Origin of the sequence: Oribacterium sp. P6A1 (genome assembly GCF_000702885.1) — a bacterium.
GTDB lineage: Bacteria > Bacillota > Clostridia > Lachnospirales > Lachnospiraceae > Oribacterium.
The window spans coordinates 21,793-47,183 of the sequence record NZ_JNKO01000007.1 but is presented as its reverse complement, the minus strand read 5'-3'; the positions used below and the strand labels follow the sequence as shown (position 1 = coordinate 47,183).

The 25,391-nt window shown below is 43.4% G+C and carries 24 protein-coding genes and 1 riboswitch; of the genes, 2 read left to right on the top strand and 22 right to left on the bottom strand.

Going from position 1 to position 25,391, the window contains the following annotated elements; all coding sequences use genetic code 11:
• Positions 1-321 precede the first annotated feature (321 nt).
• Positions 322-1,620 carry a phosphopyruvate hydratase gene (gene eno, locus T515_RS06700; RefSeq protein ID WP_036609101.1) on the top strand — a complete coding sequence of 433 codons (1,299 nt, stop codon included), beginning with the start codon at positions 322-324 and terminating at the stop codon, positions 1,618-1,620.
• A gap of 163 nt (positions 1,621-1,783) precedes the next feature.
• Here the strand turns inward: eno and T515_RS06695 are convergent, their stop codons facing one another.
• On the bottom strand, positions 1,784-2,575 hold the full coding sequence (locus tag T515_RS06695) for a hypothetical protein (protein WP_036609099.1): 792 nt from the start codon (positions 2,573-2,575) through the stop codon (positions 1,784-1,786).
• 112 nt (positions 2,576-2,687) lie between these two features.
• A complete protein-coding gene (locus T515_RS17570; RefSeq protein ID WP_051671520.1) occupies positions 2,688-3,308 on the bottom strand; it encodes a hypothetical protein in 621 nt (206 codons plus the stop codon).
• Between the two features lie 216 nt (positions 3,309-3,524).
• Between T515_RS17570 and T515_RS06685 the strand changes: the two genes are divergently transcribed.
• Complete coding sequence (locus T515_RS06685; protein WP_036609097.1) at positions 3,525-3,902, top strand: VOC family protein; 378 nt, start codon at positions 3,525-3,527, stop codon at positions 3,900-3,902.
• 449 nt (positions 3,903-4,351) lie between these two features.
• Here the strand turns inward: T515_RS06685 and T515_RS06680 are convergent, their stop codons facing one another.
• From T515_RS06680 to trpS, 20 genes are all read right to left on the bottom strand, one after another.
• Positions 4,352-4,666 carry a hypothetical protein gene (locus T515_RS06680; protein WP_036609095.1) on the bottom strand — a complete coding sequence of 105 codons (315 nt, stop codon included), beginning with the start codon at positions 4,664-4,666 and terminating at the stop codon, positions 4,352-4,354.
• A 353-nt stretch (positions 4,667-5,019) separates the two neighbouring features.
• Positions 5,020-6,216, bottom strand: coding sequence for a cation:proton antiporter (locus T515_RS06675; protein ID WP_036609092.1), 1,197 nt, complete (start codon positions 6,214-6,216; stop codon positions 5,020-5,022).
• 48 nt (positions 6,217-6,264) lie between these two features.
• Positions 6,265-6,342: riboswitch (Fluoride riboswitch) on the bottom strand.
• A 550-nt stretch (positions 6,343-6,892) separates the two neighbouring features.
• Positions 6,893-7,207 carry a hypothetical protein gene (locus T515_RS06670; RefSeq protein ID WP_036609090.1) on the bottom strand — a complete coding sequence of 105 codons (315 nt, stop codon included), beginning with the start codon at positions 7,205-7,207 and terminating at the stop codon, positions 6,893-6,895.
• Positions 7,208-7,247: 40 nt separating this feature from the next.
• On the bottom strand, positions 7,248-7,505 hold the full coding sequence (locus T515_RS06665; RefSeq protein ID WP_036609088.1) for a hypothetical protein: 258 nt from the start codon (positions 7,503-7,505) through the stop codon (positions 7,248-7,250).
• 297 nt (positions 7,506-7,802) lie between these two features.
• Positions 7,803-8,312, bottom strand: a complete 510-nt coding sequence (locus T515_RS06660) for an SH3 domain-containing protein (protein WP_207641130.1) — start codon at positions 8,310-8,312, stop codon at positions 7,803-7,805.
• Positions 8,313-8,847: 535 nt separating this feature from the next.
• Positions 8,848-9,738, bottom strand: a complete 891-nt coding sequence (locus T515_RS06655; protein ID WP_036609084.1) for a ribokinase — start codon at positions 9,736-9,738, stop codon at positions 8,848-8,850.
• On the bottom strand, positions 9,728-10,882 hold the full coding sequence (locus T515_RS06650) for a M20 family metallopeptidase (protein ID WP_197026402.1): 1,155 nt from the start codon (positions 10,880-10,882) through the stop codon (positions 9,728-9,730). Before T515_RS06650 ends, T515_RS06655 begins: the two co-directional genes overlap by 11 nt.
• Before the next feature lie 11 nt (positions 10,883-10,893).
• Positions 10,894-11,640, bottom strand: a complete 747-nt coding sequence (locus T515_RS06645; RefSeq protein WP_036609080.1) for a glutamine amidotransferase — start codon at positions 11,638-11,640, stop codon at positions 10,894-10,896.
• Positions 11,641-11,825: 185 nt separating this feature from the next.
• Positions 11,826-13,115 (bottom strand): ArgE/DapE family deacylase, encoded by a 1,290-nt coding sequence (locus T515_RS06640; RefSeq protein ID WP_036609078.1) that lies wholly within the window; start codon positions 13,113-13,115, stop codon positions 11,826-11,828.
• Complete coding sequence (locus T515_RS06635) at positions 13,102-14,049, bottom strand: nucleoside hydrolase (protein ID WP_036609076.1); 948 nt, start codon at positions 14,047-14,049, stop codon at positions 13,102-13,104. The genes T515_RS06640 and T515_RS06635 overlap by 14 nt, the downstream gene beginning before the upstream one ends.
• 13 nt (positions 14,050-14,062) lie before the next feature.
• Complete coding sequence (locus T515_RS06630; protein WP_036609074.1) at positions 14,063-14,998, bottom strand: ABC transporter permease; 936 nt, start codon at positions 14,996-14,998, stop codon at positions 14,063-14,065.
• 2 nt (positions 14,999-15,000) lie between these two features.
• On the bottom strand, positions 15,001-16,032 hold the full coding sequence (locus T515_RS06625; protein WP_036609072.1) for an ABC transporter permease: 1,032 nt from the start codon (positions 16,030-16,032) through the stop codon (positions 15,001-15,003).
• Complete coding sequence (locus tag T515_RS06620; protein ID WP_081832718.1) at positions 16,029-17,534, bottom strand: ABC transporter ATP-binding protein; 1,506 nt, start codon at positions 17,532-17,534, stop codon at positions 16,029-16,031. Before T515_RS06620 ends, T515_RS06625 begins: the two co-directional genes overlap by 4 nt.
• Before the next feature lie 168 nt (positions 17,535-17,702).
• Positions 17,703-18,827 carry a BMP family lipoprotein gene (locus T515_RS06615; RefSeq protein ID WP_036609068.1) on the bottom strand — a complete coding sequence of 375 codons (1,125 nt, stop codon included), beginning with the start codon at positions 18,825-18,827 and terminating at the stop codon, positions 17,703-17,705.
• Positions 18,828-19,080: 253 nt separating this feature from the next.
• A complete protein-coding gene (gene lexA, locus T515_RS06610; RefSeq protein WP_081832703.1) occupies positions 19,081-19,728 on the bottom strand; it encodes a transcriptional repressor LexA in 648 nt (215 codons plus the stop codon).
• Positions 19,729-19,908: 180 nt separating this feature from the next.
• Positions 19,909-20,472, bottom strand: a complete 564-nt coding sequence (locus T515_RS06605) for an HD domain-containing protein (protein WP_036609066.1) — start codon at positions 20,470-20,472, stop codon at positions 19,909-19,911.
• Positions 20,473-20,675: 203 nt separating this feature from the next.
• Complete coding sequence (locus T515_RS06600; protein ID WP_036609064.1) at positions 20,676-22,124, bottom strand: TrkH family potassium uptake protein; 1,449 nt, start codon at positions 22,122-22,124, stop codon at positions 20,676-20,678.
• Positions 22,125-22,139: 15 nt separating this feature from the next.
• Positions 22,140-23,501, bottom strand: a complete 1,362-nt coding sequence (trkA, locus tag T515_RS06595) for a Trk system potassium transporter TrkA (RefSeq protein ID WP_036609062.1) — start codon at positions 23,499-23,501, stop codon at positions 22,140-22,142.
• A 125-nt stretch (positions 23,502-23,626) separates the two neighbouring features.
• A complete protein-coding gene (locus T515_RS06590) occupies positions 23,627-24,196 on the bottom strand; it encodes a Holliday junction resolvase RecU (protein WP_036609060.1) in 570 nt (189 codons plus the stop codon).
• Positions 24,196-25,341: a tryptophan--tRNA ligase gene (gene trpS / locus T515_RS06585; protein WP_036609057.1), complete on the bottom strand. Its 1,146-nt coding sequence runs from the start codon at positions 25,339-25,341 to the stop codon at positions 24,196-24,198. The genes T515_RS06590 and trpS overlap by 1 nt, the downstream gene beginning before the upstream one ends.
• Positions 25,342-25,391: the final 50 nt, after the last annotated feature.

The following is a 25,391-nucleotide window of genomic DNA, read 5'->3' as shown; positions in this document are numbered from 1 at the left end:
ATGCTATAATGCAATCTTTGTCTATTATAACAAAGATTTATTGGTGAAAGGGAAAAGGTTTTGCGAAATAATGACGGATTTAACGAATAAAACAATCCTGAATTAGGCAAAATGACATATAAAGCCCCTGTTATTTTCATATCAATATTCTATGTTGCGGTTGCGGGGGACTATACTCGGTGATATAATTGCACTTGGTCAAGTACAAAGAGAGACCGAGGAGATAATGTCACTTTTCTATAAAAGAATGGCATGTAGCGGCAGTCCTTCGCAGGGCGAAATTCAAACGGACTGGCGCTTCAAACGAAAGAGGTAAACGACATGAATGATTATTTGGAAATTGTAAATGTTCACGCACGTGAGATTCTTGATTCAAGATCTAACCCAACAGTTGAGGCAGAGGTAACTCTTGCAGACGGAACTGTTGGAAGAGCAGCTGTACCAAGCGGCGCTTCTACAGGTCAGTTCGAGGCTCTTGAGCTTCGTGATGGCGACAAGGCTCGCTATGTAGGCAAGGGCGTTCTTAAGGCTGTTGAGAATGTTAATACTCTTATCAATGACGCTTTACAGGGTGTAGATGCATCTGACGTTTATGCTGTAGATGCTGCTATGTTAAAGCTTGACGGTACAAAGGATAAGTCAAAGCTCGGCGCAAACGCTATCCTTGCTGTATCACTTGCATCAGCACATGCTGCTGCAGAGTCTCTTGGTGTTTCTCTTCATCAGTTCCTTGGCGGTGCAGCAGGCTGCGAGCTTCCTGTTCCTATGATGAACATCGTAAACGGTGGTGCACACGCTGCAAACAACATCGACGCTCAGGAGTTCATGATCATGCCTGCAGGTGCTCCAAGCTTCAAGGAAGGCCTTCGTTGGTGTTCAGAGGTATTCCACGCACTTCAGTCTGAGCTCAAGGCTAACGGTCTTGCAACAGCTGTAGGTGACGAGGGTGGTTTCGCTCCTAACCTTGCTTCAGATGAGGAAGCTCTTGACTACATCGTAGCTGCTATCAAGAAGGCAGGCTATGAGCCTGGTAAGGATTTTGTTCTTGCTATGGATGCTGCATCTTCTGAGTGGAAGAGCGACAAGCCGGGTGTATATCACCTTCCAAAGGCAGGCAAGGACTTCACAACAGATGAGCTCATCGAGCACTGGAAGAAGCTTACAGAGAAGTATCCTATCATCTCTATCGAGGATGGTCTTGATGAGGAAGATTGGGAAGGCTGGCAGAAGATGACCAAGATTCTTGGTGACAAGGTTCAGCTCGTTGGTGATGATCTTTTCGTCACAAACGTTGAGAGACTTCAGAAGGGTATCGACCTTGGTGTTGCAAACTCTATCCTTATCAAGCTTAACCAGATCGGATCTCTTTCAGAGACTATGGATGCTATCAAGCTTGCTCACAAGCATCACTACACAGCAATCGTATCTCACAGATCAGGTGAGACAGAGGATACAACAATCGCTGATCTTGCTGTAGCTCTTAATACATGCCAGATTAAGACAGGTGCTCCTTCAAGATCTGAGCGTGTTGCCAAGTACAACCAGCTCCTTCGTATCGAGGAGGCTCTTGGCGATGGTGCTGACTACCCACAGTTCAACGCATTCAATGTTAAGAGATAATAGATAAAAAAGATTTATTTAACCCCGCAGCTGCTTAGTCAGCTGCGGGGTTTTTGGCATTTATCCGTGGTTTGGGTTCACCTGTGGGGGGAGTCCTGAGTGCCGGTTTTTTTTCTTTGAATATATATCCTGAAAAGATATAGGGGTTCCCATAGTGAATATTTCAATTTGAAGAGTCAGCGTTTTGGGAGTTACGTCTGGAGCGTATGAAAAGAAAGATTCCGGATGCTATGAGGATGCCAAAGAGAAGCCATCCAAGGGGCAATTTCACGAGCTCATTAACAAATAGAACAGTGATTATCATAATGAATAGAGACGCTGCACTTTGAATATTTCCAATGTATTCAAATTTCTTTTGGAACCATGGGTATTCCGTTTCGTGAATCAGTATACCGTCATGTATGTTAATGGATGTATCTGAGAGGGCTGTTTTTATACTGCGGGGATAGAGACCATATTCATGTCTGAAAAATCCTCCGGCCTCACATAGGGGGTAAATGCTGTTGTAGATGACTTCCTCAACGTATCCGTCAGGAAGCGGAAGAGACAGAAGAATATAGACGGAGACATTACCGTTTGATTCTGTTTTTTCAATAAAAAAAAGTGGAATGAGTGAAAGATCACATTTTTTGAATATGGAATAAATCTGTTCTCTTAATGCTTTAAAGCTTTCCGGCTCAAGAAGACTCCGGTCCAGTATTTCACTTCGGGTTTTATCTTTGCAGGATAATTCAGATAAAAAAAATAAAGACTCCGGATGGTTTCCAGAGTAGTCCTTAAGCCGGGTTATCCAGGCAGACTCGGCTTTCATAGAGTCCGCCCCTGTATTGATATCAATATATGACCCGTCATCCATGAATTGACGTGTTTTGCACTGTGATCGAAGGCCGGAAAGAGACATGAGAGTGTGAATCGGACGGGTATCAAGGTCGAAATTCCAGGTATAATTTTTCATCTCTCATGCCTCCGGCTTTTTGTTCACATAAATGAATTTTTAATGCAGCTGTATTGGCTAAATTATATCAATTATAAGATGAATTTAATATGGTTTTGCTTACGTTCGCCACTCATGCAGAGTAATATACTTCAGTTACAACGCCATTTGAAACCACGATTGAAAGTACAGGACCATACATATTCATGAACTGGGACTTCGTTACATAATGTACTTCCTCATCAATTATCATATACTGTGTTCCGCTGTACAGCTGGAACTGATAAGTATCATAGGCCATAGTTGTTGATGAGCCCCAGCCGTCAGGATCGTATGTATACTCAAGAGAACCAACTACCGTAAGTATATCACCGTCTATGGAAACCGAAGCTACATAGGAATTGGTGTAAGTATCGGCGTAAGTGATACCGAAGTATCTGCCGGAACTTGTTTCGAATGAATTGCCGTAGGAATAATAATTACCTGTGTTATAAATTGATTGTCCGGTCCATTCTCCGTCGCTTCCTACATAATAACCGTCGGGAGTCCATGAATTTATCAACATGGCGCCGTCACTTCCGAGATAATAGTTGCCAACCCACTGATTTGCCAGGTAATATCCGGAATAGTCATCATAGTAATACCAGTCACCGTATTCATATTCCCATCCCGCAAATGCGGTCAACGAGAAGAGAGCTGTAATCAAAGCTGTGACAACCAGTATTCTTAGAGTTTTGAATTTCTTTCTGTTCATAAACCTACCTCCTTTAGAAAATTTAATTGAATAAAAACATAATGAGACCGACATATATATGTTAAATGTCGACTCAAAACAATATAATCTTTAGTCAATCTGAAAATTTTTGTTTTTTATTATATGAGGGAAGAATTAGTTCCTTATAGTTATCGAGATGTCTGTCGATGTTCCTGGAAGATACCATCAGATAACATGTTTAGGAGGTTTCGGAATATGAAAATCACCAGTTTTAATCCGCTTATCGTAACCAAGGACCCTGAGTCTGCCATTAAGCTGTTTGAGGAATTAGGATTTGCTGTACGCCACACAAAGGAGGGCATAAGCATTAACAATAATACTAATGTCAGGATGCGGGATCCCAACGGTTTTCATGTAGATATCACTGAGGGCGAAAATGAATGGACGATGATCCGCATGAATGTGGACGATTTGGATGAAACAGTTGAATTTCTTGAAAATCACGGTTTTCATAAAGCAAGACATGCAGCGGCTAATAATACTGTGGACACAGGATCATCCAAGATAAATATAATGGTTTCTGAGACGGGATATATTCTGGCTGTATCGCAGCATATTAAAGAAAAATCATAAATTTTTTGTGGCTGATCCGGTTACGATGGCCATTATTTATAAAAAATATATGGAATATCATTCAGGCACCTGGTTTTGCAGGTGCCTTTAGTAATATATAATGCTCAGGTGTTGGGAGCGAAAAGTTTGGATAACTGAGTATAAGCATTAAGCATTAAGTCTTGCAAATGACATTTCGCGAAACACCAGTTTAACGAAATGAATAGATGATATTTAAAGTGACGCGTTCCTAAAATGAAGAAGTTAACGAGACTTTCATGGATTATTATACCACAAAAGGTCTCGTTAACCTCTTCAATTGCCGTGATGTAGGTCTACCCATATAATGGATATATGGATAGATAAAAAAACGAATTAGAAACAAAAAACAAAATAAAAAAGATTGTCCAGGATAACCTTCCTTCATTTGCTTCAAGATATTTCAAAGCAAATATGGATGTTAAATCACCTCAATCCCTGTATGGATACGCTTTGGATATGATATCTCCGGAATTTAATGCCATAAGCATTGAATCTAAGGTATCATAGTACGTGGCATCTTTTGCGCCCTTTAATTGCTGAGAATTACGTTCAAAATAACCTTCCTCATTCATTATTCTTCCTATATATCTTCCGGTCTCTCTGAATTTAGTCATTTCTTCTTCTGTCATGTTAAGCATTGTCAGAATGCCAACCTTTTTGATTTCTGTATCTTTTGCAGTTGATTCTGTCTGCTCCAAACCAGCATTAATATTTGTTTTCTCATCAGTTGTTTCGCTACTCACAGCTTCAGTTTCACTTATTGAAGCCTCAGTGCAAGTTAAAGAGATGTGGCGAGTGCTTCACAGATCCAAAACGATTCGTGATTAAAAGAACCTTAGATGACATGGCGAGTGCTTCATGGATTCAGGGTTCTTTTTTTGTGTGAGTTTTTGCACACATATTGATTAGTAGAGTTAGAAATTCTCGATTAACAACAAAATACAAAGTATGGTCATGATGAGATATTCAAGTAGTTTCGGAAATTTCGTCAGTTGCATTTAGGACTTCTATTAATGCCTTTTTCTGCCTTAATATCAGACTTACAGATGCCAATCTAATTGGCTCTTTGTTGCTATATGTCGTTGTGGTTTTATGCTTATTCCATGTGAGCGTTCTGACTCTTTCTGAGAAACACTTTATAAGTATTATCAATCGCAAAAGCTCCCAAAGGCGCGGTGATCACAATTGCCAGTACTGCAACAGTAAGAACCAGGTCTCCGCAGGATAATCCTGCACTTAAAGGGATACCTCCGATTGCTGCTTGAACCGTTGCTTTAGGAGTATATGCCATCATAGTAAACAATCTCTCCTTGGTATTCAGATCAGTACCGATGAGGCAGACAAACACTCCTAGCATTCTGAAAAGTAAAGCTCCGGCGACCAGTAAAACAGCTTTTACGCCAACGCTTTCAAGATAGCTTATATTAACAGTTGCACCAACTAAGACAAAGAGGAAAACTTCTGCGATAACCCATAATTTATTATATTTGGATTGTAATCTTTCAGACACTACTGCTCTGTATTTCGTAAGGCCTACCCCTATAAACATTATAGCAATCAGCGCAGAATAAGTAATAGGTGTATGAAGCATATCTTCCAGGTGAACCAGAATGAAGGAAACCGATAGTATTATCATGATTTTTACGGTATCTCTCATGTGGAAATATTTAAAAAGAAGAGCCAGCATCCGTCCGGTGAACAGACCTATGAGGATTCCAAGTACGATAGAGACCGGGATATTTACAAAACGAACAAACGATATACCTTCCCCTTGGATTATTCCCAAAAATGTTGTAAACAACACAATGACATATACATCATCCACTGAGGCACCGGCAAGTATGAGCTGAGGGATCTGCTTTTTTACTCCATAGCCTTCCTCAATGAGTTTCACCATTCTAGGAACAACTACTGCCGGAGAAACAGCCGCGAGAACTGCTCCCATGATGGCTGCTTCCAACATTGAAATACCCATAAGTCCCGGAGCAAAACACAGCATACCAATCAACTCAAAGCTGGCTGGTATAAAGCACATCATAAGTGCCGGACGTCCTATCTTCTTTAACCTGGAAATATCCAGACTTAAACCGGCTCTTGTCAGAATTATAATGAGTGCGATCTTTCTGATATCTGAAGATATTGAAAGAACAGAATGGTCGATAATGTTTAAAACATATGGACCTAACACAATTCCTGTGATCAGCATTCCGATTAACCCAGGGAGCTTTACCCGTTTACATATAAAGCTCAGAACAAGACCCAAAAGCATCATCATAGCAACACTAAATAACATAATTTATCCTCCTAAAGACGCAGAAAAAGCTGACACTTTCTGCGTTGATAATTCGCAGAAGTCATCAGCTTTTAAATAGCGGTTTTAGTAATCATACTACGGGAGAACTTCATTCCCTTGTCTATGTATTATATAGTTCCTTTTACCGGATAGCAATATAATTGAGAGGTAATAATTAAGAACAGCCTATATTTTGTATAGATTATAATATCGAGTATATTATTTTTAGAAAATACAATCATATTGGATAATTTTGGAAAGATCTAAATTTCACTCCCCAAATCCATAGAATCGTGATGCAGATGGGTCTCGTTAACTTCTTCAAAAAAGTCGTGATCCGTCTATTAAGTTCGCGCATCTTTAGGAAACCTGTATGCAAAAACTCGCGAAAACACGTAAAATCTTGATTATTTAAACCCATGAAAAAAGACCTTTTTAAGGGATTTTCGTAATATACCCCCAAAAAGGTCTCGTTAAGTTTTTCATTTAAGCAAAGTGACGGCGTTAATTGAAATGTTAAATGCTTAATTGCAACAGTTAATGCTCAAATGAGCGTTTACCATTGCAAAACTAAACCTAAACAAAGGATGTGGCTACTAACACCACATCCTTTATCACCCCTATATAAATGTCTTATAGAGAAATATTCAATCAAACTTCTTGAGTATTATTACAACTACGCCGGTAGCATGTATATTTCGGAGGCTCCCCCTTCCAACCAGCCGATTCCAGGCTCATGTGCCTTAATAATATAGAACCATCCTTCCATCGGATCATACCATGTCTCATCCTTTACTTCGAGGATAACGATATCATCAGCTGTCTCCCAGTCCACCATTTTTACATGATCACCCACATGAAACTTTGGTGGAGGGTAATTTCCTCGCACACCACCACTTGCTAGGGCCATTTCATCATCCGACAATGCTGTGTTCAGCTGTCTTGACTTTTTTTCAACATCCTCCATCGACATCATTCTATGCTCATTCATGGTTATTCTCCTCGCTTATTTAAATTTTCCTTCACCAATATCAAATAGCAATTTCAGGATACCAATGCTCGTATGTGGTTCCGTTTACTTCGTATACGATAAGATATTCCCATCCTGCGGCAGTTACCCTTCTGTCGTCAACGAATCCGGTTACTGTTGTCACAACACCTTCTTCATTCGCGAATTTGAGTTTTACTGAATCGCCTATCTCATACTTAGGGCCAGCGATGTCACTTTTACCTCCAGATATCTTCGCCATCATCTCATCATTAAGTTCCATGTTCTTATTATCAGCCATTTTGGTTTCCTCCATAAGTTTTTTTGATTTTTCTGTGCTTTAGAATCTTTCTTCGATTCATTGTTCCGTTTCTTTATGGTTCGACTTTACCATGGCTTCATTGAGGCTACAATAATTCCTGTTTATTCGGTCTTTTTTCATGTTTAATCGGTCTTAAAACTATTCCGATTATTTAATATGTATAAAAAAGCTCATTTGAAGGTTCTTAGGTGACCCTCAAATGAGCTAATTGTTAAAAATAATGACTATCTCTTCCTTTACGAACTATTGCTTTTCTTACCTTCGCCCTGTCCGGACTCATCCGATATATACCAGATATTTCAAAACATAGCCAGTTATACCATTGTAGGTAACCTGATAAAACTCATCATTTACATCCGCAATGTTTGTAACGATCGCACCGGCAGGTATCTGCAGATATGCATAGGAATCAGTACTCGGAAGACTTCTCAGACTGGCAGAATAGTCTACATTTACAATCCAGCCATAATTTCCGGCATAAGTCTGTGGCTCATAATAATCGAGATAATAGCTGAGTATATATCCATCAATCCCGTTATAATTAACATAAAGATAACCGTTTCCTACATCAGATAAAAAAGTAACCCGCTCTCCCAGCGGAACCTGAGTGATCACATCCGCATCCATAGAAGGATAATATCTAAGAGATACACTTACATCACATAAAACCACATACATCGATTCGCCCTCTGTCACAGTATAATCATATGTAGAATAATACGGGATATATGTCATATCATAATCCCCCCAATCCGCATAAACCGTTGCAGAGAGTAACACAACCATAACTGTCGTCATTGCTAAAATTTTTTTCCTTAAACCCATAATTACTACCTCACTCTTTTGAAAAACAACTTCCCATTGAAATATAGCTATTACACATTAAATCAAAGGGCAACCGCCCGCATATAGTATCAGGTTTTCATAGAACTCTCCATTCCGTCGCCTTTTGTCCGGCGGCATAAATAGTGATGAAAAGTATTTTACACACTACTCCTGATACCATAACAGGAATTAATGATATAACATCTATCATTATACTCTCATCCTCTCATGTATGAATGCATTTATAAAAATTTAATTTATAATCATTAATTATTTGGATTTATTTTTTACACCACTACACTAAATTAAGGATCTTCTTCCGCCTGTATATATAATTTCAAGACACTATTACTGTTTTCAAAACAGACAAAAATCCCCCGGGAGATTTATACTCCTGAGGGATTCTTCCTTGCTGAATTATATAACTCAAAATCCAGATATACGGTTCTGCTGGATGAGGCCTGCTGCAAGCTTGGTTTCAGATGAACCGGCGGTTTTATACGCAAACTTCCGAAAGCTCAGGAATGGACGGGGCTGCTCCGGGTCTGGAAACGGCTATGGCCGATGCTTTTGCTGCTATTTCAAGGGCTTTTTCGGGAGATTCTCCGCGAATCAGTGATCCGATAAAGAAACCAGTGAAGGTATCTCCTGCCGCAGTTGTATCAACCACCGGAACCTTGAAAATTCCCTGTTTTATAACATTATCCTGAAATGCATATACAGAGCCTCTTTCACCAAGAGTCAGAACCACATGAGCCTTTGGGAATTTCTCTCTTAATGCTGAGATAAGCCCCTCGGAATCCTTTGCATCCACTCCGGTGATAGCTGCTGCCTCCACCTCATTCAGCATGAAACAGTCTATAAGACTAAGGGGTAATGCCTCTATCTTTTCATTCATGGGAGAAGGATTTAACACGATCTTCATCCCTTTTTCGTGCCCCTTTTCTATGATGTATGACAGTTCATTTATCTCATTCTGAAGAACAAGAAAATCACCCTTATCAAAATGACTGAAGGTTTCGTCTATATCTGTTCTCAGTATTTCCTGATTTGCGCCTCCAAACAAAAGTATACAGTTGTTGCCTGCTGGATTCTTCTGTATGATGGCATGTCCTGTGGGTCCATCCTTGAATTTAAGAAACTCCCTGTTTACACCGGCACTGTCCAGCATCTGAAGAAGGATGCTGCTGTCATCCTTTCCCACAGCTCCCGCATGAAATACACTGCATCCGGCCTTTGCAAGCGCCACTGATTGGTTAAGCCCCTTGCCGCCGCAAAATGTATTTCTTTCCAGAGATGAAAGAGTCTCTCCTTCCTGTACAAAATGATCAACAGAATAGACATAATCCAGGTTCAAAGACCCGAAATTCAATACTTTAGTTTCCATATTTCCCCTTTAAAAAATCCATCATCACAGCTATGGATTTATGATACTTCTCAAGCTCCACGCATTCATTGGCCTGATGGCAAAGCTCAGGGTCACCCGGGCCAAAAAGAAGGACTCCCGCTTCGGGCAGTGCCTTCAGAATGGCGGACCCGTCCGTGAAATAATTGATTCCCATATACTCAGGTGCTTCTCCATGACTTTCCAGTATATGCTTCAGATCCCCGGTAAGTCTTGCTTCTCTGCCGATTTCTACTGAGACTCTCTCATTTTTTACCGCAGCATGACACTTCAGCCTCGGATCTGTTTTATCCCTGTCCTCAAGTATTTCTGAAAGGCACTTCAAAACCATTTCCTTTGTCTGCCCGGGAACCATCCTTATATCCATGAGTATCCGACATCTGTCAGGAGTCATATTGGGAGCCACTCCCCCCTCTATTTCCGTAACCTGGGCAGTGGAGTGACCAAGAACCGGGTTCGATGCAGCTTGAACGGCCTCCTTCAAAAGTCCCGCAACTTTCATTCCTTCCTCAATGGCATTTAATCCCTTTTCAGGATATGCTCCATGTCCTGTGATTCCTTCAAAGGATAGCTCAAGCCATAAGCATCCCTTTTGGGCGATTCCAAGATTAAGGTAGGTAGGCTCTCCTATGAGAATCTCAGTCACCTTCGGGAGGAACTTACTTCCCGAAAAAACATTGGCACCAAGTCCCCCTTTTTCCTCATCACAGGTGGCGGCAAAGGTGATGTCAAAGGAAGGAGTTCCCTTTTCCGCAACATGGGTTATGGCGTATGCCAGCATGGCAAGTCCGCTCTTCATATCACTGGCGCCCCTTGCAAAAACCCTCCCTTCGGAATCCAAAACTGCGACTCCGGGATCCGTTTTCCACTTTTCAAGGTCTCCGTAAGGCACTGTGTCCATATGTCCGTTCAAAAGGATATGTCTCGAATGATCCTTCCCCGGGATATGTGCCACGAAATTACTGTGCTTTTCATCTATCTTCTGAATCTCGGAAGCTATACCGAATTCTTCAAAATAAGATTTGAGGAACAGTGCTACCTGCCCCTCATCATCTCTTCCGTTTACACTTTTTATATTTAAAAGATCTGTAAGAAGCTTATCCGCTTCATCCCATTCATATTTCAAAGCCTTCACCTTTATACTTCAAGATAAGCTATGATGTTTGCAAACAACTGATTGTATGACTCCCAGTTACAAAACTCCGGCGGTGCCCAGTGTGGTGCGCAGTCTGTTGTGAAGACTCCGGATTTTCCCTTTCCGTATTTGCCGAATGCAATAAACGGATCTCCGCAGACTGTTGCAAGGACTTCAGCTTCCGGCTTTGCCACTGTCTTATTGTAGCCGAGAACCTGAGGCCATGCTTCTGAGACTCCCTTAAATACAGGATGATCCTTTTTCAGAATCTCCGGCGTTACTCCCTCACAGTGCTCCATTCTGTCGTCCAGTGTGCTTACTTCCACAGGAAGTACCTCCTGAACCGCTGTATCATGCCACTTTCCCTTTCCGTCTATTCCGGAAAAGGTCATGTATCCTCCCACCATCAGAAGGGAACCTCCTGAAAGAACATAGTCACGCAATAAATTGCATCGGTTAGGCTTCTTGACACTTCTGTTAAAGGTCTCTGTAGGTAAAAGAAGGGTATTTGCGCCTATATCAGATAAAATGATGCAGGAATACTCTTTAAGCTCCTCCAAAGTGAATGGGAATCCATCCATGGCCTCATGATTCGGAATAAACACGAACTCATATCCCGCAGCCTTTACGGCCTTTTCAAGCCACTCTTTTCCTGTTTCATAAACTGATGTATGAAATGTATCGAATCCCTTCACATGTGTAGTGAAACTCATCCATGATTCACCTGCCAGCATTACTTTTTTAGCCATAGTTTTCACGCTCCTCTATAAACGAAGTTTTTCGTCGTTTATTTCTGACATACAGATACAGATTTAACCGACTCCTTAATTTAAGGCGGATATCCTCCGCCATGATGAATCCAACCTATTTATTTAATTACCATTTTCTATACTTTTTTTACCGATAGTACCGGAAAGCTAAGTGTATATTACATTCAATCACGATTAGAATTACCGTATGTCAGTATCAGATTCGCATACACCAGTATCGCCTGGAAATAATCCTCCACCGGCACATATTCATTTACGGAATGGCACTCTGAAAGCTTACCGGGCCCGTACTGAAGGACCTTCGCTCCTGCTATGTTCTTCCAGAGTCTCGAATCGCATCCCCCCGGAGAACCCACGATCTTTGCCTTATGTCCCTCGACCTTTGAGTAAGCCTCCTGAAAAGCCGAAACAAAGGGGTCCGAAGTATCCTGCTCAAAGGCGCCCCCACACTGATACATAGTTATCTTCGGCATATGGTCCCTAAGCCACGGATCGGATTTTGCCACCGCCTCCACAGTCCCGGTAAAGGCGTCATAAATCTTCTGATAGCTCATAACCACAGGAAGATAATGAATACAGGTCTCAAAATAACATTCTCCCGCAACAGTAGACCCTGCTGTACCTCCGTGTATGGTGCCAATGTTTAGATTAGGTGCCGGAAGCAAAGGATGCTTATACCGTAAAAGCCATTCATGCTCCAGCTCTTCGAGTGCCCTGATTATCTTCAGGGTCTTTTCGATTGCTGAAACTCCTGCCCACTTTTCTCCTGAATGGTTGGACTTTCCCTCAACCTCCACCTTAAAGAACACAAAGCCCATATGTGCTGCAATCAGTTCACGATTTGAGCACTCGCAGACAACAACAGCATCCGCCTTCTGGCCGCTCATGATGGCCTGCATGGAGCCGTTTCCGCCGCCCTCTTCATCACATACAGAAGTGATCTTCACATCGCATGGTAGCCCGATTCCGGCCTGTTTAAGGAGCTTCACTGCCATAAGCCCCCCGAGAAGCCCGGACTTCATATCTGTGGAGCCCAGTCCGTAAAGCTTTCCGTCAATGACTGTAGGTTCATGGGGCGGAGTGTTCCACTTTGACAGCTCTCCCGGAGGCATGGTGTCCATATGTCCGTTGAACATCAGAGACCTATCCGGATTCGCACCCTTAAATGTGCCATAGACATTGTACCTGCCATCATAATTGTGACCGGGATTTCCCTCCGAATACTCTTTTAGGCACCTTTGTATGGCTTCCTCTGTCATAGGGTCCCTCTGAATCTCATCAGCACCGATATCCTGAAGGAGGCGGGAAAAATACTCCTGTCCCTCCTTCTCTCTGCCGCCGGCGATTCCGTGTCCCAGATCCTGGGTATCGATGGCTATAAGCTCCATAAGAGGCTTAAGATATTCCTCTCTGTTCTCTTCCAGTATCTTCCTGAGTTTTTCACTTATCTCCATAGTACCTGATCCCCTGTTCAATGATGTCCCAGAAACGTTCTACATTAATATCAACCGCAACATCACAGTTCGGTTCTCCTCTCTGGAAAAACTCGAAAATATCAGCATTGGTTCTGCCGTAGCTTTCCTCGGATTTGATGTCAATGCTTACATGACAGTGCTTTGTCTTGAGAAGCTCAGGATCTATGATGGATGCGCAGGTAACGGGATCATGGGTCGGACCGCCCTCCCAGCCGAAAACCTCCTTCTGGGTTTTATTAAAGAATCTCATGAGATCCACAAAAAGATGGGATGCCTTATTATCTATCTTTGCCATCCTGTCAACGATTTCAGGATAACAAAGTACCTTTCTCGTTACATCCAGTCCCACCATGGTAATGGGAACCCCGGAAGTAAATACCACATATGCGGCCTCGGGATCGCAGTGGATGTTGAATTCCGCCGCGGGAGTGACATTGCCGTTCTGGTAGGAACCTCCCATAAGAACTATACGCTTTATCTTGGGAATGATCCTCGGCTCCATCCTTATGGCCATGGCCACGTTAGTAAGGGGACCTGTGGGAACCACCATGATTTCATGATCCTCTGCCGCCATAAGAGTATCTATCATAAGCTGAACTCCGTGGCGAGGGTCTGCTTTCTTTCGGAGGGGCTCAAAGGTGGGACCGTCAAGACCGGTTTTCCCGTGAATCTCAGGACATATCTCCCTTGGCTTTACCATGGCATTTCCACAGCCTGCTGCCACAGGAACATCCATGATTCCCAGATACTGACACACATTCAGTGCATTTACAGTGGTCTTCTCAATGGTCTGATTCCCCGCCACTACCGATATTCCCATCAGTTCAAGCTCCGGATAGGCATGGGCCAGCATGATATTTATGGCATCATCATGTCCCGGATCACAATCCAAAAATACTTTCTGTTTTTCCATCTTAAGCCTCCATTTATGCCGCGGTGATCAGCGAGCTCTTTCTCTTGTTTTCCATAGCCTTCTTTGTAGCCATGGAGATGGCAAGGACTAAAATAGTCGCAACATAAGGCATGAGAAGCACCAGCTGACTCGGAACACCGTAAGCCTGAAGTCTCGCTCCTATGGAATCAGTGAAACCGAAGAACAGACATCCAAGGGCTGTAAATATAGGATGGGCACCGCCGAAATACATGGCAGCAACCCCCATGAAACCTCTTGCGTTAGTCATGTTCTCAACGAACATTGCGGAATATCCGAGAGACAGATGAGCTCCTGCAAGTCCTCCTACCAGCCCTGAAATGGCTATGGCCTGATATTTCATGGAATTAACATTGATACCTGCAGTCTGGGCAGCCTGAGCCATGCGTCCCACGGCTCTTATACGAAGTCCCCATACCGTTTTATAGAATACAAACCAGAGAATGATGACCAGAAGGATAACGAACCACTCTGTGATGGTCCAGTCGTTAAAGGTATCATTCAGGAAGCCCATCTTCTCAAATGCTTTTATATGCACCTTGGGAATGGCTATGATCTTTGGATCCGCAAAGGTACCGCTCTGCTTAAGCCATGCGTTAAGGAGGAATTTTGTGATGGCTACAGCGAACATATTGACGCCCATTCCTATGGCACATATGTCGGATCTGAATTTCAGATGACTGACAGCCATGACCATGGCGATGCAAAGTCCCCCAAGCATAGCCACAAGAACTCCCAGGGCCCAGCTTCCGGTGAGATAGCTCACCGCTACAGCCATAAATGCACCGAAAAGCATTATTCCTTCTGTACCTATGTTAAGGATATCCGCCTGCTGGGTGATGGCCGCACACAAAGCAGCATAAATAATCGGTGTCGCTGTCCGGAAGGTGGAATATATAAGCGATGCATTAAATATCTTTGAAAACGTCATACTCAGTTCCTCCCTTCTGTAATATCGCGTTTCTTCTTTATATCTCCGATGAGATTCATGCAGGCGAAAATGATAAATACTGCTGTGATGGTATCAACCAGGGATTTCGGAACACTGGTTGCCTGCTGCATTCCCATGGCACCTGATTTAAGAACAGCGATGAAAAATGAAATAAGAGGAGCAACGAACATGTTGTTCTTGCAGATCAGCGCTGCCAGCATGCCGTTTGTTCCGAGACCGCTTGCGAAGTTGTTCAGGAAGAATCCGTGAACACCCAGCACCTCGATTGCTCCTGCGATTCCACCGATGGAGCCTGCCAGCATCATTGCGGATATGAACATTTTCTTTGGATCTGTTCCCGCATATTCGGCATTTGCAGGATTGGTTCCTATCTGTCTGAGCTTAAATCCGAAGGAAGTCCTGTATACAAGAATCATGATAAACACAGTAACTATGATGGCTATGAAAAGTCCTGTATTCGCAGAGCTTGGCTTCATGAACTGTGTGAGCCTTACCGCTACATCCGCAGACTGAGGAAGGGATGTACCTGCACTCATGACTCCGGAAACAAGGTAGTTGGTGATGTAGAGTGCCACAGAGTTCATAAGTATCGTACAGCAAACCTCGGATACGTTGAAATAAATGCGCAGAACTCCGGGAATCATGGACCATAGGGAGGCTACAAGCATAGCTCCCAAAAAGCAGGCAACAATCTGAAGGGGCCCCGGAAGAAATGTCCAGTTGATTCCTATATAAGCGGCTACTATGCCTCCCAGGAACACGCATCCCTCAATTCCGCAGTGAAAGGCCCCTGCCTTTGCTGCAACGATAAAGGCAAGGGAGGTCAGCAAAAGAGGTGTTACTCCTGCCAGTGTTGTTCCTAATTTAAGCTTTCCGTTAAAAGCTCCCCTTACAAGAGCGGTATAGGCTTCCACAGGGCTTTCTCCCTGCAGTGCAACTACTACCGCACCGGCTCCCAGTGCCAGCGCCATGGATAAGAGGATATTTAATGCAGCCTTTTGCTTCTCATTCATGCCTCTCCTCCTTCTTCCTTACCGCTCATCATCAGCATACCAAGCTGCTCTTCATCAGCATCCTCTGCATTCAGACGTCCGGTGATTTTTCCGTTGTGCATAACGATAATTCTGTCTGAAAGAGACATGATCTCTTCAAGTTCGGCAGATACCAGCAAAACTCCCAGTCCCTTTTCCTTAACATCCTGCAAAATGCTCCGGATGGACTCGATGGCACCGATATCAACACCTCTTGTAGGCTGTGATGCCACAAGAAGCTTTCCTCCGAGAGTAACTTCCCTCGCAACTACCACCTTCTGGGCATTTCCTCCTGACAGATATGATGTAGGAAGCTCTGCCCTTGCAGGTCTTATATCAAACTTCTCTATAAGCTCTTCAGCGAATTTTTTTACCGCATCCTTTTTCAAAAATCCGTTTTTGGAGAAAGGTTCCTTATCAAGAGTAACCTCGATAAGATTATCTCCTATGGAGAACTGACGGTTAAGTCCCCTTGTATTTCTGTCCTCGGGAATATGGGTGAGTCCAGCTTCCCTTATCTTCTTAACCGACAGATTGGTAATGTCTTTCCCGTCCAGTATGACCTTTCCCTTTTCCACCTTTCGGAGTCCTGTTATGGCTTCTATCAGCTCACTCTGGCCATTTCCGTCTATACCTGCAACTCCAACGATCTCTCCGGCCTTTACATCAAAGGACAGCCCTCTTATCTTACTGATTTCCTTTTCTCCCGAAGTCCATAGATCCTCCACCTGAAGAACAGTTTCTCCTATGTCAGACTTCTTCTTCTCGATATTCAGGAAAACATCACGGCCTATCATCATGCGGGCAAGTTCGTTTTCATTGGTATCCGCCTTGTTCACGGTACCCATATAGGTTCCCTGTCTCATAACCGATACCCTGTCGCTTATTTCCATGATTTCATTCAGCTTATGGGAAATAAAGACTATGGACTTACCGTCTTCTCTCAGGTTGTTCAGTATCTCAAAGAGACGTCTTGATTCCTGAGGTGTCAGTACCGCAGTAGGCTCATCCAGAATGATAATGTTGGCGCCTCTGGTCAGTATCTTGATGATCTCAACTCTCTGGGCCTCACCGACTGAAATCTGGGCGATTTTTTTATCTAGCTGAATATCCATATTGTACTGGTCTATGTACTTCTGTACGGTTTTCCTTGCTGCGGCAAAATCTATTGTAAGACCTTTCTTAGGTTCAAATCCCAGGATGATATTCTCAAGAACAGTCAGCTCTTTTACCAGCATGAATTCCTGATGTACCATTCCGATTCCTGCTTCAATGGCTGTCTTTGGAGAGATATGATCGTATTTTTTTCCTTCTATGGTTACAGTGCCTCCATCAAAGGGGTACATGCCATATAAAAGCTTCATCATGGTGGACTTGCCTGCACCATTCTCTCCTATCAGTGAATGTATCTCTCCCTTTTTCAGATTAAATTCACCATTCTTGACAGCCTGAACGCTTCCAAAAGTCTTTTTTATGCCTTCCATGCTTACGATGTATTCGCTGTCCAATTTTTCACCCGCTTTCTTTAGTGTGCTTTATAGTGTTTCCTGCTATAAAAAAGCTCTTCTTTCCGCAGCGTTTTGCAATTGCACAACACTCCAGTCGAAGAGCTCTTTTAAACCGGAACATTCCCGGAATGTATCTGTCAGTATTTATTTTGCGGAAGGTCCGAATCCTTCATAGTTTTCAACTACGATCTCACCGGAAACTATCTTCTTTTCAAGCTCTGCAACCTTGTCCACTATATCCTGAGGGAACTTGTCTCCGAGAGCTTCCTTGATAACAGCAAAATCCGTAAGGCTTACACCGCCGTCAGCAACTGTAAGATATGATGTGCTTCCGCCCTGGAAAGTGCCCTCTACAACAGACTTGATGGTAAGATAGCAGGCTGTATCTACTCTCTTTACCATAGAAGTGAGAACATGGCCCGGCTGATCATTATCCTGGTTAAGGTCAACGCCGATTGCATACTTTCCTGCATCTGTAGCAGCTTCCAGGATACCTGAACCTGTACCTGATGCAACGTTCATAACGATATCAGCGCCCTGCTCGTACTGTGCAAGTGTAAGCTCCTTGCCCTTTAACGGGTCATTCCAGGTTCCTGCAAAAGCCTGAAGGATCTGGATATCAGGATTTATATACTTTGCGCCCTGCTCGTATCCAACATAGAAATCGTGAAGTACCGGAATATCCATTCCGCCTACCCATCCAATTATGGCATCACCGTTTACTCCGTCTATATCGGTCTTCTCGGTGAACATGGCAGCAGCTGCTCCGGCGAGGAAGGAGCCCTGGTTCTGAGCAAAGCTTATGGACTGAACATTGGCCGCATCAACGGTTGTATCGATGATAGCGAACTTTACATCCGGATACTCCGGAGCGTACTCCTGAAGATACTCCTGGAAATTGGAAGAAGAACAAATGACAAGATCATATCCATCTTCACATGCTGAAAGAAGATTTGCCTTCCACTCATCAGGAGTGGTTCCTTCAAGGTTCTTTAACTCTATACCAAAATCAGCAACTGCCTTCTGTGAACCTTCATTGCAGGAATCATTGTAGGACTTGTCTCCGAGATTTCCCGAATAGGCAACGCATACACGGATCTTTGATTTATCACCGCTGTCTCCTGATTTCTCTTCTGCCTTTGACTCGGTTTTTTCCTCAGTCTTTGCCTCTGCCTTTGTCTCATTACCGGTAGATGAAGAACCGCCGCAGGCAACAAGGCTTGCTGCCATTCCGGCTGCAAGGAACATAGCTAATACTTTCTTTTTCATGAATTCCCCTCCTTTATGTGTTCATGACACAAGATTATTAAAAACTATTAAAATTATAACGCGCCAAAGAAAGACATACAACAATATGTACAAAATAGTTTGCACAAACATGTATGAATGTGTTGAATATAACTTTAACATTGTATGACAAATCCAAAACCAGGTGCATTATGTTCAAAATATAAAAAAAGAGCCCGCCTCCTTTTGGAAGCGGGAAATACTTACATAATTGATAGTGATATCACATCAAAGGTCACTTAACTCCCATGCGGATAAGACCGATGACCTTGCCAAGTATCTGGCAATCCGGAACTATAATCGGATCCATGCTGTCGTTCTCAGGCTGGAGTCGGATGTGACCGTTTTCCTTGTAAAACCGTTTTACGGTTGCACTGTCTTCTACAAGTGCCACAACTATCTCACCGTCGCGACAGGTACTCTGCTGTTCTACAATGACCTTGTCTCCGTTTAAAATGCCACAGTTGATCATAGAATCGCCCTTGACTGTAAGCATGAAAACCTTTTGATTCGGCAGAATGTCTACAGGTATAGGGAAATACTCTGTTACGTTCTCTTCTGCAAGTAAAGGAATTCCAGCTGCAACTGTACCCACTAAAGGTATCTGTGCCACTTCACGTTCGGGTTCCTCCGCATGGAATTCGGATGTGGTTATCATAAGGGCTCTGGGATGTGCGGGATCCTTTTTGATGAGACCCATAACTTCAAGATCATTTATATATGTAAAGACACTTGACGTTGATTTAAGACCTACCGCAGCGCAAATATCCCGTACAGAAGGCGGATAATTTCGCTCGATAACACACTGCTTGATATAATCGAATACTGCCTGCTGTTTAGGGGTCATATGATTTGGATCCGGCTGCTTTTTGTGTCTACCCATGATAAAACTCCTTTTTGTTTGATATAAAAATATTATCACAAACATCCGTTCATTGCAAGAATCATATAAAACATTTGTACGAAAAAAAAGTGACCGGAACCGGCCACTTTTTTGTATCTTCACTGGCATGCCTTTTGCATCGGATAGAGCAATTAAAATATATGAATCCTCAAGTGGAATTCAGGCTTCTGCCTCTATCTTATCAAGTGTATCCTTCAGTATCTCGTTTCTGAGCTCTGTGAGCCAGTCCGAAAAAGCCACTGTATCGAAAGCATAGGTTTTATTAAGAGCATATTCGTTATCCGACCACGTATCGATGGGGGATTCATTGTGCTGTATAAGGGCTTCGAGCTTATCAAGAGACTTATAAATCTTTGCCTCTTTGGTTTCCAATGCGTCCATCTCCCTGTAGAGTTCTGACATTTCCTTTGAAATTTCTTCAGGCAAAGTCTTTACCCACTGCGAAAGCAGGGAATCTTCAACGTTTCTGTCCTTGTCTGTCTTGATAAAAGTGGGGATATCACCTGTAAAGCATTCCCCCAGGTCATGAATCAGACACATATCTACGACTCTGTTGATGTCCACATCCGGAAACTCATGCTTAAGAAGAAAAGCCATAAGGGATATTCTCCAGCTGTGTTCAGCAACACTCTCAGTCCGTCTATTTGTAGTTGTACAGTGACGGGGTGTGTCCTTCAGTCTTTCTGCTACATGTAAGATCTCCAGATAATCCCTTGGTTTCATGATTCTCTCCTTCTATATTTTTGCTTGATTGCATTACCCAGTCAATTTTACCCGTATGTAACATAAAGATTCACTTATTTTTAAATCGTAAAACAAGAAATCTGCCATTGGAAAATAAACAGACAGATTCTTCAGAATTAGAATAAACAAGAAAGCCTATCGGCAATATTTAAATATCGCTGATAGGCTAAATAAGATTTTACTTAATTATTCTTATGCCATGTCTTCGGCATGAAAATGAGCATTACAGGAAGTATTTCAAGACGTCCTGCAAGCATATCTATGGTAAGAATGATCTTGCTGATGTCGGAATACTCCGCATAGTTGCAAACAGGTCCCACGGCTCCGAGGCCCGGTCCGATGTTGTTGAAGGTTGCCGCAACTGCAGAAAAGTTTGTGACAAAATCGAACTTATCGAAGGAAATACCGAAAACCGAAACGATGAAGATCAGAATATACATGATGAGGTAACAGTTTACGGATGTGACAACGGACTGCTCTATTCTTTTGCCTTCCAGACGTATATGTCTTACAGCCTCCGGATGGATAAGAACCAGGAGCTCCTTTCCTATTTCCTTGAAAAGAATGATGACTCTGGAAACTTTGATACCGCCGCCTGTGGAGCCTGCGCAGGCACCGCAGTACATAAGGAACAGAAGTATCATTTTGCTGGCCTCGGGCCAGGTGTCAAAATCCAGAGTTGAAAAACCTGTTGTGGTAATGAGGGATGCCACGGTAAAGAAACTGTGATGCAGTGTGTAAAGTATATCTCCTCCGTACATCTTCATGATGTTGAGGGCGATAAATACAGCTGAAGCAAAAACTATACCAAGATAGACTCTTGCCTCCTCACAGTTTAGAGCATCCTTGAATTTACGCTTCTGAACCAGGTAGTAAACATTGAAATTCACACCATACATCAGCATGGCAACAGTGATCAGAACCTGGCTGAACATACTGTAATCCGCCATTCCGGAATTACGGACTGCAAAGCCTCCTGTTCCTGCAGAACCAAAGGCGATACACAGCGAATCGAATAAAGACATTCCGCTAAAAAAGAAAATCACTACCCAGGCAACTGTAAGCCAGAAGTAGATCTTATACAGTGCCTTTGCGGTATCTGCAACTCTCGGTACCATCTTGCTGACATCAGGTCCCGGAGATTCGGCTTTCATTATCATCATATTGTAGCCGCCGCCCAGAGGAAGTATGGTGAGCACCAGAACCAGAACGCCCATTCCTCCCACCCAGTGGCTGAAGGAACGCCAGAAAAGAAGACCCTTTCCCAGATGCTCAACTTCTCCGAGTATGGAGGCTCCTGTGGTGGTGAAACCCGAAACGATCTCAAACACAGCATCAATATAGTGAGGTATGGTGCCGCTGATATAGAAGGGTAATGCTCCTATAAGGGACATAACCACCCAGCTCAGGGCACAGATAACGAAACCTTCACGTACATAGTATGCAGTGCGCCTAGGCTTTATGAGTGTTCCCAGAGTACCGATGAGGAAAGCTATGATGGCGCCTATACCCAGGGCTGTAAACGCCCAGATTTCTTTATAAATCAATGCGCATCCCATGGGCAGCAGCATCAGCGCCGCTTCAAGCTGCAGAACCCATCCCAGCACATAGATTATCATGTTAATGTTCATGTAATATAAGCTCCCTTATGCAAGTATATCCTTCAGATCGTTGAAGCCTGCGTTCGTGGTTATGACTATGACATTGTCACCAGGAAGCATGAAATCCGAACCTCCCGGAGTTATGAGCTTCTTTCCGCGTACTATGGCAGCGATCAAGACATTGTCCTTTACCTTAAGCTCTGCAAATGTATGCTTAATGAGGGAAGGATCATTGCCTACCTTGAATTCCAGAGCCTCTGCTCTTCCATCCGCGATCTTGTAGAGGGTTTCTACGTTGGAACCCTGTGAGTTCTGAAGAGCACGAACATACTGTACTATATGATCTGCGACGATCTGCTTTGGATAAATGATGGAGCCGAGATTCAACTCGGTGATAACATTTTCAAAAGAAATTCTGTTTACCTTTGTTACGAGTCTGGCGTTGGAGAGCTTTCTGGCATAGAGAGAAAGCATGATATTCTCTTCGTCAAAGCCTGTTAATGAGCAGAAAGCGTCTGTAGTTTCCAGGCCTTCCCGGAGGAGCAGATCCTGATCGGTTCCGTCTCCGTTAATGATGGTGGCATCAGGGAATTCCTCAGCAAGGAAATCACATCGTTCTTTATTGGTTTCTATGATCTTCAGATTGCAGCGGAACTTTGTGAGGTTCATAAGCTTTGCAATATAGTAGGTGATTCGTCCGCCGCCTACGATCATGACATTTTTTATAGGTGAGAAAACGATTCCCAGCTTTTTCACAAAGATGTTGGAGTTCTGGGCATTGGCAATAAAGCTTATTACGTCTCCGGCCCGGAGCTCATTCATACCGGATGGGATGATCACTTCTTCACCACGCTCAATGGAACAGATAAGAACGTTTATGTTAAGAGTTCTGTGAAGATCCTGAAGCTTAATGCCGCAAAGCTCACTGTTTTCCGGAACCTTTACTCTTATAAGATCGATGTTCCCTCTGGAAAAGTTGTCCACCTTGATGGCTGATGGGAAACGGAGAAGTCTTTCTACTTCTCTTGCGGCAGCCATTTCCGGATTGATGACCATGGCGAGGTTAAGCTCGTCTCTGAGATATGAGATCTCATCCGTGTACTCCGGATTTCTGATTCTCGCGATGGTGCTGCAGTTGCCTTCTTTTTTTGCGATAAGGCAGCAAAGCATATTTATCTCATCGGAATCCGTTGCGGCAATAAGTACATCTGCATTCTTTACACCGGCTTCCTGCTGTGACCGGAGCATGGCGCCGTTTCCGTTGATGCCCATTACATCGATGGAATCAACAGCGTGACGAAGTGCTTTTTCGTCACTGTCGATGATGGTAATGTTGTGATTTTCATTATTGAGCTGCGCGGCAAGAGTCAGACCGACCTTGCCACAACCTACAACTACAATATTCATAGTCTATAATTACTCCTTTTGTTTCCGAAAAAGGAAAAATGATTTCGAAAACAGTTTTAATGAAGCCTTCTGCCCTGAAATAAAGAATTCAGCAGGCGGCAGAATACTGTGGCATGATTTAATGCCTACATCTCAGTTCTGTCTTCCGCTCCCGAACCGGCCCTGTCCCGTTCATCCAGGTCCCTCTGCAAAGGTTCCAGATAATGAACAAACATATCCTTCAATGAACGAATGGCATAGTTATGATCCAGTTCGTCATAGTTGAAGGATTTCTTTCCTCCGTTTTCCATCCGTTCCCAAAAGTAACGGATGTCTCTGAAGGGGATATAGTAGGTCTCATTTCTTCCGGTGAATGAAAGTATGATAAAACTGATTCCGCCCTGTTCCTCGAACTCCTCCATGAACTTTACCTGATGAGGATGAAGGTTTTGCAGAGGCCATAAGTCCTTTGCACATTCCTTGGCATCAAAACAGATGGGTACGCCCTGCACCAGGCCTATGTAGTCTACAGTGGACTTCTGTTCAAAGTAGGCCAGAGTTATCTGGGTGTGGGATTCGTTCATGTTGATGGGCGTAATGGGAGTCGGGATTTTTTGAACCACAGCAAGATGCTTATCAAGATAAGCATCGTTGGTGCGGTTTATCAGATCCTCAAGCTGTGAGCCGCGAAGCCCTCTTGACTTCCAGGTTCCCATTAGACCTTACTTTCTTTAAGCCAGTTCTCCCAGTCTGATACCATGACAGCTTTATCATCGAAATAATTGATGCGCATGGCTTCACGGCACTCTGAAAGAGTCTGGTTTGTTACCTTTACGGCATGGTCTGTGCCGGCCTTTAAGATGTCGTAAACATCACCGATATTCTGCTCCCATTTTGCACGCTCTGTGCGGATAGGATCAAGCATTTCCTCAACCACCTTAAGGAGGAACTTCTTGCACTTCATATCCCCGAGGCCACCTCTCTGATAGTGCTCCTTCATCTCCTGAAGATTCCTGTAGTCAGGGAAGTAATCTGCAAACTGGCTGTCGTCACGAAGGAAGGCGTCGAGATATGTGAATACCATATTGCCTTCGATATGTCCGGGATCTGCGATGTTGATGTGGGTAGGATCTGTATACATGCTCATGATCTTCTGTTTTACGGACTTGGAGTCATCAGAAAGATAAATACAGTTTCCAAGAGACTTTGACATCTTTGCTTTTCCGTCTATACCAGGAAGTCTGCGCTGTGCAGCCACATCAGGGATGAGGATATCAGGCTCAACAAGTACGTCGCACTTATAAAGAGTGTTAAAACGGTGCGCGATCTCGCGGCACTGCTCTACCATAGGCATCTGATCCTCTCCTGCAGGTACGGTTGTTGCCTTAAATGCTGTGATATCAGCTGCCTGGGAAACAGGGTATGTGAAGAAGCCGGCAGGAAGACCTGCTTCGTTGTCGTCACTGTCGTTGCCGCTGAATCCACGCATCTGCATCTCGGACTTTACAGTGGGGTTTCTGGAAAGTCTCTGGGTTGTAACGAGATTCATATAGTAGAAAGTAAGTGCGTGAAGTGCGGGAATCGCAGACTGAATGGAAATGAATGCCTTATCCGGGTCGATACCGACGGATAAGTAATCCAGTGTAACTTCGATTATATTGTCACGGACCTTCTTGGGGTTTGCCCAGTTGTCGGTTAATGCCTGATCATCGGCAACAAGAATATTGATTTCATCGAACTTGCCGGAGTTCTGGAGCTCGACTCTTCTCTTGAGAGATCCTATATAGTGACCGAGATGGAGTTTTCCGGTTGGTCTGTCACCGGTAAGAATGATTTTCTTTTCACTGTCTTTAGCTAACATGTGTGCCTCCGATATAACTTGTAATAAAGGTAGGTGCGTCATGATGATCA